This is a genomic window from Candidatus Syntrophosphaera sp. (assembly GCA_019429425.1).
In the GTDB taxonomy this organism is placed as follows: domain Bacteria; phylum Cloacimonadota; class Cloacimonadia; order Cloacimonadales; family Cloacimonadaceae; genus Syntrophosphaera.
On sequence record JAHYIU010000075.1, the window covers coordinates 1 to 12,046 of the forward strand.

Genomic DNA, 12,046 nt, shown 5'->3' on the forward strand with positions numbered 1-12,046 from the left:
TGTGGCTTCCACCTTGGGTTTGGAGCTCAAGGACGTGGAGGTGAAAACCGTGCCTATGGGCGGCGGATTTGGCGGCAAGGACGACACAGCGGCCTTGGTTTGCGCCCGCGCGGCGCTCTGCGCCTGGCTTTTGAAGCGGCCCGTGAAGATCACCTATGCCCGTGAGTGGAGCCTGCGCGAAAGCTATAAGCGCCATCCCTATAAGCTGCAGTATCGCATGGGGTTGAAGAAGAGTGGAGAGATCCAGTTTGTGAAAACCCGCATGGTGGCCGACGGAGGCGCTTATTGCAGCGTAACTCCCTGGGTCACATGGCGTTCCACCGTCCAATGCTGCGGCTGCTACGAAGTGCCGCACGTGCATTGCAACGTCTATGGAGTCTATACCAACAACGTTTTCTGCGGCGCGATGCGCGGTTTCGGCTCGCCGCAGGTGAATTTCGCCATTGAACAATTGATCGAGATGGCGGCTGATAAAGTGGGTTTGGACGAGATAGCTTTTCGCCGGCTGAACATGGTGAAGCAGGGCTCCATCACCGTAACGGGACAGGTATTGAGCACTCATATTGTTTCTTTGCAGCAAGTTATGGATACAGTATTAAAAGAGATGGATTACGCAGCCAAGCGCCAAAAATGCTCTTTCGGCGACCCTGAAAGCAAGGAATGGTACGGCATCGGCCTGGCCATCAGCTACCGCGGAGTGAGCCTCGGCGCCGAGGGGGTGGATTTCAATTCCGCCATCCTCAACGTCCAGCCTGACGGTTCCGTGCTTCTGGAGACCGGGGTCCATGAGAACGGACAGGGTTCGGAATCCGCCATGATCCTGCTCGCCGCCGAACATTTGGGCCTGGAAAAAGAACGGATCCGCTACCGGATGCCCTCCACCTCCAATATCCCCGATGGCGGAACCACTGTGGCTTCACGGGGTACGATCATGGGCGGCGGGGCCGTCGTCAACGCGGCCAGGATCTTGAAAGACATCATCATAGAGGCTGTGCTAAAGGGAGCCAAAAAGGAAGTGACGGAATTCAGGAATATGCGCTTGTACGACGCGAAGGGAAATATGGTCATGACTTGGGAAGAAGCCATCAAGCTCTGCTTCGCCAATCAGATCTATCCCTATGCCTTCGGTGTGTTCCAAGCCCCGCGGGTGACTTGGGACGAGCATACCGGGCAAGGAAACGCTTATTTCACTTGGGTTTATGGCTGTCAGGCGGTTGAACTGAAAGTTGATCCGGCCACCGGAGCAGTGACACTCCTGAGCATGGTTGCCGCCCACGATGTCGGCAAGGCGGTGAATCCTGCCATGGTCAAGGGGCAATACTTTGGCGGAATGGCGATGGGAACGGGTTACGCCTTGTGGGAAAACTGTCCCTGTGAGGAAGGGAAGGTTGTCCCGACCAATTTCCATAACTACCGTCTGGCGCGCAGCACCGACCTTCCGGAGATGAGGGCCATCATCGTGGAAAATCCTGATCCCACCTCGCCTTCAGGCGCCAAGGGCATCGGCGAGCCCACCAACGAACTGATGGCACCCGCGATCGCCAACGCCATCTGCCGCGCCACCGGAAAACGCTTTTGCGATCTGCCAATCAAGATCAAGCCGAGTGTCTAGGATGAGTTGAAAAGATTTATAAAACAGAGGGACAGAGAGACAGAGGAATAAAGTAACATGACTTTGCCTTCTCTGGCATAGAAGACCATTAGTAAAAACAAGTACCTTTTTTGGAGTTGTTGATGCACGATGAACTTGCCCTTAATGAGCTTACGCACAATATAATTGGCGCCTGCATAGAAGTGCATAGAGCTTTGGGTCCCGGTCTGCTGGAAAAACTCTATCAGGATTGCTTCTGCCACGAACTGGATATACGCGGGATAAATTATGAGAGAAAACCGAAAATCAACTTTAATTACAAGGATTTGCCTGTAACCATAGACCTCCGGGCCGACATAATTGTTGAGGGCCAGGTGGTGGTGGAATTGAAATCAGTTAAGGATCTGCACCCGGTTTATGAGGCTCAATTGCTAAGCTATCTAAAGCTCACCGGGAAACCCATCGGTCTTCTGGTCAATTTTAATGTTCTGCTACTCAAAGACGGTATAATCAGAAGGACTCTGGACGCTTTGCCACGGATATTGGAAACAAATGATGAGATGCCTGCCCCTAACTAAAAGTTCTCTGTGTCTCTGTTCCTCTGTTTTATCAAAAAAGAAGTCTCATGAATACTCTCAAACTCTGATTCAAGGAACCTAACTAATATGATTACAGTCAATAATAAAACTTACTCGGTTTACCCTCCTGAGAAGAAGCTCTCCACCTGGCTGCGTGAGGATTTGAGCCTCACCGGGACCAAGATCGGCTGCGACATCGGGGTTTGCGGTTCCTGCACCGTTCTGGTGAACGGCGAGGCCAAGCGCTCCTGCAGGCTGAAGCTCAAGGATGTGATGGATTGCGAGATCATTACCATTGAGGGAATTTCCGCCCCGGACGGGACCCTGCATCCCATCCAGCAGGCGTTTCTGGACGCGGGCGCGATCCAATGCGGATTCTGCACTCCGGGAATGGTCTTGACAGCCTTGGCCCTGCTGAAAAAGAGTCCCCATCCCAGCCGCGCTGAAGTGCGGCAGGCCCTCAAGGGCAATCTCTGCCGCTGCACTGGATATCAGCAGATCATCGACGCCGTGCTGCTGGCCGCCCAGCGGATCAATGCATCCAACTGACATATTTTACAAGAGGTAACGATGAACAACCATGAGCTAATCAAGCTCCGTCTGAAGGAACTGGAAACACTCAAAACCAACACCCATGGCAGGGATTTCCTGCTGACTTGGGAAAACAGCGTGGCCAACCTCAAGGCCGTTATGCTGGTGGCCGAGATCCTGCAATTGCTGCACAGGGACAAAAAGCCCTGGCGCATCTTTGATTACGGCCTGGCGATCTCCATTTTCCGGGACAACAGCACCCGCACGCGGTTCAGCTTTGCCTCCGCGGTCAACGGCCTGGGCCTGGCGCTTTCCGAACTGGATGAGGTCAAATCCCAGATCGCGCATGGCGAAACGGTGCGCGAAACGGCTGCCATGATCTCCTTTCTCACTGAAGTGATCGGCATCCGCGACGATATGTATCCCGGCGAAGGACATACCTACATGACGGAAGTGGCCGATGCGGTTACGGAAGGCTTCCAGAACGGGGTCCTGGCCCAACGCCCCACCCTGGTGAACCTGCAATGCGATCTGGATCATCCCACCCAAAGCCTGTCCGACCTGCTCAAGCTCAAAGATTATTTTGGCGGCTGGGAAAACCTGCGCGGTAAAAAGATCGCCATGAGCTGGGCCTATTCACCCTCCTACGGAAAGCCGCTTTCCGTGCCCCAAGGCGTGATAAACCTCATGAGCAGGTTCGGGATGGAGGTCGTGCTGGCCCACCCGGAAGGCTATGAACTGCTGCCGGAAACGATCAACTCCGCTTCTGAATTTGCCGGCCAGAGCGGCGGTTCGCTGACCATCACCCACTCGATGCAAGAGGCTTTCAAGGACGCGGACGTGGTCTATCCCAAATCCTGGGCGCCGATGACCGTGATGCAGGAACGAACCAGTTTGTTGAGGCAGGGCGACACAGAGGGACTGATAGAATTGGAGCGCCACTGCCTGGCCGAAAACGCCAAACACCTGGATTGGGAATGCACGGAAGAGATGATGAAACTGACCCGGGACGGCAACGCGCTCTATGAGCATTGCCTGCCGGCCGACATCTCCGGCGTGAGCTGTGAACGAGGTGAGGTAGCCCAGTCCGTCTTTGAGCGCTATCGTCTGCACACCTATCAGGAAGCGGGCTACAAACCGTTTGTAATTGCTTCAATGATTTTCAACTCAAAAGTGCAAGACGTATGCAGGAAGCTGCGATCGTTTATGTGATATATGGGAGTAAAAACCAATGCCGAAACTAATTACTGGACTGAAACCTGATGTAATAAAGAAGAATGCAAAACGCTGCCGGGAGCGCGGTATCATCCTGCCCACGATCCGCCAACTGATGTTTCCGGAGACGATCCCGGAGGCCATCAAACAGAGGCTGAAACCAATCGGGCTCTGGGACCTCGATCCGCTCAACCTGTTCCGCATCACCTGGAAGAACGATATCCAGACAGGCCTGTTCGGCCCCCCGGATTATTTTGAGATACCCTCGTCCCTGACCGGTGTGAAAGCCCGGATCATCGGACTGGTGGGCAAATACTTCCCCACCGGAGCCCACAAGGTCGGCGCGGCCTATGGTTGCCTGGTACCACGTCTGGTAAGCGGAAATTTCGATCCGGAATTTGACAAGGCGGTCTGGCCCTCCACAGGAAATTACTGCCGCGGAGGAGCTTTCGACTGCGCCTTGCTGGCCTGTCCCGCGGTGGCCATCCTGCCCGAGGAGATGAGCTCGGAACGCTTTGAATGGCTGCGCGAGATCGGGGCCGAGGTGATCGCGACGCCAGGCTGCGAATCCAACGTCAAAGAGATCTATGACAAGTGCGACGAATTGCGCCCCGATCCCCACAACGTGATCCTGAACCAGTTCGACGAGTTTGGCAATCCTTTCTGGCACTACCACGTGACCGGCGACGCCATCAAAGAGATCTGGGATATTGCCAAAAACCCCAAAAGCAGGCTCAGCGGCTTTGTCAGCGCCACCGGTTCCGCCGGCACCATCGCGGCCGGTGACTTCCTCAAAACCCTGTTTCCGCTGCTGAAAACAACTGCTTCTGAGGCTCTGGAATGCCCGACCCTGCTGAATAACGGCTTTGGCGGACACCGCATCGAGGGCATCGGCGACAAACACGTCCCCTGGGTGCACAATGTGCGCAATACAGACGCCATCGCGGCCATTCGTGATGAGGATTGCATGCGCCTGCTGCGCTTGTTCAATGAACCCGCGGGCCATGAATTCCTGATCCGGGAAGGAATTCCGGAAGATGTGGTGAAGAACCTTCCCCTGCTGGGAATATCCTCCATCGCCAATCTGCTGGCCTCGATCAAGCAGGCCAAGTATTTTGAATACAACGAAGATGACATTGTCTTCACGGTGTTCACGGATTCAGCTGAACTCTATCAATCCCGCCTCGAGGAGCAAAGAGCCTTGAAGGGTGATTATACGTACCTGCAGGCAGCCCTGGATTGGGAAGGCCCGATCAAGTTCCAGCACACGGACAATTTCCTGGAGCTTGGATACTGGGACAGAAAGCGCATCCACAACCTCAAATACTACACCTGGGTGGAACAACAAGGCAAGACCTACGAAGAGATCCTGCGGCAGTGGGAACCCGAGTATTGGATCGAGACCTTTGAAACCAATCTCGACGAGCTGGACGCCACCATAGAAGACTTCAATGCCCTTATCTGACCTAATCGCCGTCATTCCCGCCTCCGGAAAGGGAGGCCGTTTCGGTCAGCCCAAAGCGCTGGCCAGCTACGAAGGAAAAGCCTTTGCCGAGCATATCACATCCACTTTGCTGGAATCTGGTGTCGATAACGTCATAGTGGCCGTGGGTTATGACACTCCAGACATGCTGGCCACTCTGCGCCAAGCCATTGATGAACAGGGAAATACCGCCGCCAAGGGATATCTCGTCTGGCCGGTCGACCATCCCTTTGTCAGGAAAGACACAGTTCTGAACCTGATCCAAGCTTGGCGGGAACAGCCGGTCGCCGTGATCCGACCCTCGCACGGAGGCCAAAGCGGCCACCCCATCATCATCCCGGCCTGGCTGGACCTCAATGCGGATGATGGTGGACAAGGCCTTGCCGGCCTCATCCGCGCCCAGGCCTGCACGGTGATAGACGTGCCGGTGGAAGACCCTAACGTGCTGCGCAACATAAACTATCCCAAAGACTTGGAGAACTGATGGAACTCAAGGAACTGATCGCCAGCCGCCACAGCGTGCGCGATTTTCTGCCCGATCCCATACCGGAAGACATCTTACGCGATATATTGGAAGCCGGGCGCCTGGCTCCTTCTGCCCAGAACAAGCAACCCTGGCGCTATCTGGTCTTTCAGGATCCCAATGAAATCAAGAAACTGGCCAGGAATTGTGGCCTGATCGGTCTCTCGAACTTTTTCATCAGCAAAGCGCCCTGCCTCATCATCGCCTGCGCGGATGCCTCCAAAAACGTGCGCATCAACCAGCAGGATTACTATCTGGTGGATACCGCCATCTCTTTCCAGCAGATGATCCTGACCGCCTGGGACCACGGGATCGGCAGTTGCTGGCTGGCCGCCTTCAGCGAAAAAGTGCTGAGCAAATACCTCAAACTGCCAAAAAGCTGGCGCATCGTTGCCCTTTCCCCCTTCGGCTACCCCGCTGACAAAGGGGTCTATGCCAAACTTATGTCCTCCTTTGCCGGGAGCAACGACAGACTGCCTTTGGACAAGATCGTAACTTATTACCCGACAGAGGATAAATGAAACCATACTTCCTGGCCAAGCTGCGGCAACCTAGTAAAATTTACCCACCGACGCAAGGAGTAGAACAATGACCCTCTATCAACTGTTAAAGCAACTCGATTTCGAGCGCCTGTCCGGAACTGAAGGCGAAGCCCGGGGCCGGCAGGTCATCGTAGACCAGCTGCGCTCTCTGGGGCTCGATCCGCGAAGCGAACCCTTTGAGCTGCATGGATTTGACTCCGGAACGGCGGAGATGCGGGCTGGGGAGAAGAGCTGGTCAGCCACTCCCTACGGGCTTTGCGGCGACACAGACATCGAGGGGGAACTGGTCTTCCTGGAAAACGCGGACGCGCTGATCCACACTCCCGGCCGCCATGAGGGCAAGATCGTGCTCTTTTTCCACAGCGACCGGCGGCTTTACGAACTTTACGAGCACACCCGCGTGAAAGCTTTCATCGGCATTTCCGCCCCGCACAAGAACGCCTTTTCCTATTCCCACCGCCAGAAAAAGCGGGAGGAGGAAAGCCTGTTTCCCGCCGCCATGCTGCGTTATGATTTTGCCGAAAAGCTGCTCCGGCACGCGGGAGAAAGAATCAGCCTCAAAATCAGGCAGAAAGCCGAAACAAAAACCGCCCACAACATCGTTCTGGATATCCCCGGCAAGGGCCGGGACTCCATTTTGACCATGCTGGTGGGGCATTACGACACAGTCGCGCGGTCCCACGGCGCCTGTGACAACGCGGGAGGCAGCGTGTGCCTGCTCAAGGCGGCTGAGCATTTTGCCAAACATCAGCCCGAGAGGGACTTGCGCGTCGTCTGGTTCTCCGGCGAAGAACTCGGCCTGCTGGGCAGTTTTGCCTACGCGAAAGCCCATGAGGAAGAGATCAAACAGCGCCTCCGTTTGTTGCTGAACGTCGATCTGGCCGGCGATCCCATCGGCCGCAACGTGATGTTCGTGCTCGGCAGCAAGGAACTGCAGGGTTACGCGGGCGGCCTGCTCAAAGAGAAAAACCTGCTCTTCAGCGAAAACCTGAGCATCTACAGCAGCGACTGCATGCCCTTCTCCGTCTATGAGATACCCTCGCTGAACCTGGCCCGGGTGGGTGGCAAGGCCCTCTACTACGGCCACACCGAGGATGACGTCGCCAAACATACCAATGAATACGGCCTCAAAGACGTCTACCAGGCCACAGTCACTCTGCTGGAGCGGATCCTCAACGCAGGCCTCTATCCCGTGCCCCAGGGCATCGACGATTCCCTGCGGGAAAAGATCGAACGCTATCTTTGGCACTCGCGCCTGGAAAAACCCGAACTGCAGTGGAAGGAACGCTACCGTAAGTAGTTTCCGGCCTCCCCTGCGCATTTTTTGTTTGACACGTTTCGAAGGCCCGCCAAACTGGTTAGTTACCTAAAAGGGGAATAGAATTATGAAGATAAACATGACCCGGGAGTTCATTCACAAACTTCCCAAGACCGACCTGCACGTCCATCTGGATGGCAGCGTGCGGATCGACACCATCATCGATCTGGCCAAACAGCGTAACATAGGACTGCCAACAATGGACCCGGACGAATTGCGTAAACTGATCGTCTGCGGCGAACACACCGTGAGCCTGGAAGACTATCTGCGCGGTTTTCACATCGTGAACCTGGTGCTGCAGAACAGGGAGGGCCTGACCCGCGCCGCCTACGAACTGGCCGAGGACGCGGCGGCTGAGAACGTGCGCTACATGGAAGTGCGCTATTCCCCCATCCTGCACACCGATGGCGGTTTGAAACTGACGGAGATCTCCCAGGCCGTGATCGACGGGCTGAAGCAGGCGGAGCGAGATTTCCGGATCAAGACCGGCGTCATCATCTGCGGCATCCGCAACATGGACCCCACCACCTCGGTGAAGCTGGCGGAACTGGCCATCGCCTTCAAAAACAAGGGCGTGATCGGTTTCGACCTCGCAGGAGGCGAATACAACCATCCCGCCAAGGACCATAAAGAGGCTTTCGACCTGGCTTTGAAGAACAACCTGAACATCACCATCCATGCCGGCGAGGCCTACGGCACCGAAAGCATCCACCAGGCCCTGCATTATTGCGGCACCCACCGCATCGGCCACGGCACCCGTCTGGTCGAGGACGGCGATCTGCTCAACTATGTGAATGACCACCGCATCCCGCTCGAGATCTGCATCAAGAGTAATTTCCACACCAAGGCGGTGCCCGATATCCGCAGCCATCCCATTGATTTTTATATCGATTACGGCCTCCGCGTGACCATCAATACGGACAACCGCACCATCAGCGACACCACCGTCACGGACGAATACATGCTGGCCATCAACGAGCTCAAACTGGATTACCCCACCATAAAATACGTGATCCTCAACGGCTTCAAGAGCGCCTTTTTGCCTTACAAAGAGCGGGTGCGCCTGATCAACGGAATCCTCGGTGAATTTGACGAGATCGAGCAAAGCGAGCTCAAGACCACGGTCAAGGTGGAGGAAAGCCTCTGATGCGCGACATTATCCAGGAATCCTTCGCCGCGGCGGGACGTACCCTCAAGGCCTTTCTGCAGGAGGAGGGCAATTTCGCGGAAATGGAACGCGTCGCGGTCCGCATCGCGGATTGCTTCAGGCAGGGTGGCAAGGTGATCATCTTCGGGAACGGCGGCTCGATGTGCGACGCCATGCACTTCGCCGAGGAGCTGACCGGCCGCTTTCACCAGGACCGCAAAGCCTTGCCCGCCATCGCCTTATCCGATCCCTCCCATCTCACCTGCGTGGGCAACGACTACGGTTTCGAGCAGGTCTTCGCCCGCGGCGTGGAAGCTTATGCCAAGCCGGAGGACGTCGTGATCGGCATTTCCACCAGCGGCAATTCGCCCAACGTGATCAAAGCTTTGGATAGCGCCCGCAATCTTGGCTGCACCACTTTCGCCCTGCTGGGCAAAGAAGGAGGAAAGCTTCGCGGATCCTGCGATCTGGAGCTCATTGTGACCGCCGCGTCCACCGACAGGATCCAGGAGATCCACACCATCATCCTCCACATCCTCATTGAGTGCGTTGAAAGCCAACTCTTTCCCCATCTGAACAAGGACCTTTGAACCCATGCGCAAGACCCTCTTTGCGGCAATCCTGCTGCTATTTTCCGCCCTCGCCCTGGCCCAGGGAAACTACTACGACGCCGTCATCGACCTGACCGGAAACGAGCTCTACGCCGGACTGCACGGACTCATCTCCACCAACACCTACAACAACTATGCAGGTGCCAAGGTCTATCTTTTTCAACAACTTGAAAACCACAACGGCTATGTGACATGCATATACACGGGATACGAACATGATGTTGGATACAATTACACCGGCTCCAGCAATCCCAACACCGAACACACCTACGCCCAGAGCTGGTTTGGAGTTTTAGATGACCAGGTAAGAAGGTCTGACCTGCATCACCTTTTCCCTAGTACTGACGTTGTCAACAGCTCGCGCGGCAATCTGCCCCTGTTCACTGTAGCCAACCACGCCACTGCGAATGTCTATTACACTTGGACGCCCTGGCAAAGCTTCCGCGGCGCCAATGCCAATGGCATCAACGTTTTCGAGCCCGCGGACGAGACCAAAGGCAACATCGCCCGCGCCCTGCTCTATTTCAACACCCGCTACTACGACACTCTCACCCAGGCCAATGTGAACATGATCCCGGACCTCGTGCAGTGGCATTATTTCGATCCTCCGGATTCGCTGGAGATCGCGCGGAACCAGGGTGTCTACGCTTTCCAGTACAACCGCAACCCCTATGTCGACCATCCGGAATTCGTGGGCCGCATCTGGGGCGGCAGTTCCGCTTCGGATGAAACCGCTCCGCCGGTCGCCAGCCTCGTTCTGGACAGGGTTTTCCCCAATCCCTTCTCCAGCGGCACCACCCTTTCCCTGCAAAGCAAAGAGCCGCAATCAGCCACAGTCTCGGTATACAACGCGCGGGGGCAGAAGATCCGCTCCTGGAGCAGCTTCCTGCCCGCCGGAGCTGCAGAACTCAGGTGGGACGGAGCCGACTCCGGCGGATCGCGCCTGCCCGCGGGGATTTACCTGATCCGCGTCAATGCCGGTAATTCCAACCTCAGCGCCAAAGTTTTGATGAACTGAGGCTCCGGGGTTTTTCCCTGGGTCCATAATGTAGTAAGGAAAAGACCTCTTATCACGGTGCGGGAATCTTTGTCATCCCGGCGTTGGCCCCCCTTATCAATACGGTGTCAATACGGACTCATTACGGACTTTGTCCGTATTGAGTCCGTATTGACACCGTATTGATAAGGGGGGCGATGGCAACTACCTGAAGCCATGTCATTGCTGCACAAGCGTTAAGTGTTTACCGTGCAATGCTGTGGGGGCAAGGGCTGCAACTGATACCCCGGGGTGAAGGAGTTTTCAGTATCTGGGGTTGGCGGAGCGGCTGACCCGGAAGCCGTTCATCCCTATGCTGTGGGGCACGAATCCATCCCTCCAGTCGACCCGGCAAGCCGGGGAGGTCTGGAGCCAACTCCCTCCGCGGACCACGCGGTATTCTCCCGTCGTCCAATATCCGGTGGGGTCGGTCTGATCCTGAAAGATCAAGCCCCCATGTATATCCCAGCAGTATTCAAGGACATTTCCGCTCATGTCATAGGTCAGCAGTTCGTTGGGGGCCTTCAATCCCACGTCGTGGGTGCCGAAATCGGGATGCCCAGGGCCCAGATCCCAGGTGTTTCCCGCGTGCCAGGCCACCGCGCTGGCGTTGTTGCTGCCGCTGTAAGTGTAACCCTGGTTGAAGTTTCCGCCCCTGGCGGCAAACCACCATTGGTGTTCTGTGGGCAGCCGGTATCCGGAAGCCTCCCAATCGCAGGAGACGTTGAGATGGTTGCCAAATCCCGTGTCCCAGCCAGCCGGCCAGGAATCAGGGTCGGTGCCGTAATCCCCGTAGCTATAACAGGGCGTCATTCCCTCCAAGAGGCTGCGGCGGTTGCAATACTCGATCGCGTTCATCCAACTGACATGTTCCACAGCCTTGTCGGGACCGACGTAATCAGAGGGGTTGACCCCCATCACGGCTTCATATTCCGACTGCCTGACCTCATGGGTGCCGATCCAAAAGCTGCTCAGGGTAACGGTCGCGGTGATATCGTACAGGACCAGGGTGACGAAACTGCCGCCATCGACATAGGCCATCCCGGTGGGTTGGGCTGTCACTTGATAGGTGGCGCTGGCAACGGGGCTGGGATCCCAACCGCTTTTGAAGCCCCTGGCCTTGAGGTTTGTGAAGGCCGAGACCGTTATCGGGTCGCTGTAGAGGATCGATGCTTCGGTGGGATCGCTGCCGTCGGTGCTGTATCTGATCTCCGCGCCGCTGGTGGCGCAAGTGATGGTGACGCTAACGGAGGTGGAATAGGTTCCTCCAGGCGGATCGAAAGTGGGCTTCGCGATCTCGGAAGGCGCGGTGCTTTCCCGGCTGCAAGTCATGAGCAAACAAGCAAGACCGTTGCACATAAAAGTGGACAAAAAGTATACGTAAAAAGTTCTTGACAAATTATATACGCTATTCATTTTGGTTCCAACACAACACGGGAGTCAAACATGGAAAAAGAGACCATAACCTTCG

12 protein-coding genes are annotated in these 12,046 nt (G+C 55.9%); 11 read left to right on the forward strand and 1 reads right to left on the reverse strand.

Annotated features, from left to right (window positions below):
- The 11 genes from K0B87_07790 to K0B87_07840 all read left to right on the forward strand — a co-directional run.
- Window positions 1–1,612 (forward strand): molybdopterin-dependent oxidoreductase (locus K0B87_07790; GenBank protein ID MBW6514642.1); only part of this gene is annotated, 1,612 nt, incomplete at its 5' end.
- Between the two features lie 122 nt (window positions 1,613–1,734).
- A complete protein-coding gene (locus tag K0B87_07795; GenBank protein MBW6514643.1) occupies window positions 1,735–2,169 on the forward strand; it encodes a GxxExxY protein in 435 nt (144 codons plus the stop codon).
- An 87-nt stretch (window positions 2,170–2,256) separates the two neighbouring features.
- On the forward strand, window positions 2,257–2,718 hold the full coding sequence (locus K0B87_07800) for a (2Fe-2S)-binding protein (protein ID MBW6514644.1): 462 nt from the start codon (window positions 2,257–2,259) through the stop codon (window positions 2,716–2,718).
- Between the two features lie 21 nt (window positions 2,719–2,739).
- Entirely contained in the window at window positions 2,740–3,912 is a 1,173-nt protein-coding gene (ygeW, locus tag K0B87_07805; protein MBW6514645.1) for a knotted carbamoyltransferase YgeW, read from the forward strand.
- Between the two features lie 19 nt (window positions 3,913–3,931).
- A complete protein-coding gene (locus K0B87_07810) occupies window positions 3,932–5,380 on the forward strand; it encodes a pyridoxal-phosphate dependent enzyme (GenBank protein MBW6514646.1) in 1,449 nt (482 codons plus the stop codon).
- Window positions 5,367–5,882: an NTP transferase domain-containing protein gene (locus K0B87_07815; GenBank protein MBW6514647.1), complete on the forward strand. Its 516-nt coding sequence runs from the start codon at window positions 5,367–5,369 to the stop codon at window positions 5,880–5,882. Before K0B87_07810 ends, K0B87_07815 begins: the two co-directional genes overlap by 14 nt.
- Entirely contained in the window at window positions 5,882–6,442 is a 561-nt protein-coding gene (locus K0B87_07820) for a nitroreductase family protein (GenBank protein ID MBW6514648.1), read from the forward strand. Before K0B87_07815 ends, K0B87_07820 begins: the two co-directional genes overlap by 1 nt.
- Window positions 6,443–6,509: 67 nt before the next feature.
- On the forward strand, window positions 6,510–7,763 hold the full coding sequence (locus tag K0B87_07825; protein MBW6514649.1) for a Zn-dependent exopeptidase M28: 1,254 nt from the start codon (window positions 6,510–6,512) through the stop codon (window positions 7,761–7,763).
- 85 nt (window positions 7,764–7,848) lie between these two features.
- Window positions 7,849–8,928: an adenosine deaminase gene (add, locus tag K0B87_07830; protein MBW6514650.1), complete on the forward strand. Its 1,080-nt coding sequence runs from the start codon at window positions 7,849–7,851 to the stop codon at window positions 8,926–8,928.
- A complete protein-coding gene (gene gmhA / locus K0B87_07835) occupies window positions 8,928–9,518 on the forward strand; it encodes a D-sedoheptulose 7-phosphate isomerase (protein MBW6514651.1) in 591 nt (196 codons plus the stop codon). Before add ends, gmhA begins: the two co-directional genes overlap by 1 nt.
- 4 nt (window positions 9,519–9,522) lie before the next feature.
- Entirely contained in the window at window positions 9,523–10,557 is a 1,035-nt protein-coding gene (locus K0B87_07840) for an endonuclease (GenBank protein ID MBW6514652.1), read from the forward strand.
- Window positions 10,558–10,839: 282 nt separating this feature from the next.
- Here K0B87_07840 and K0B87_07845 read toward each other — a convergent pair whose 3' ends face one another.
- A complete protein-coding gene (locus K0B87_07845) occupies window positions 10,840–11,907 on the reverse strand; it encodes an SUMF1/EgtB/PvdO family nonheme iron enzyme (protein MBW6514653.1) in 1,068 nt (355 codons plus the stop codon).
- Window positions 11,908–12,046: the final 139 nt, after the last annotated feature.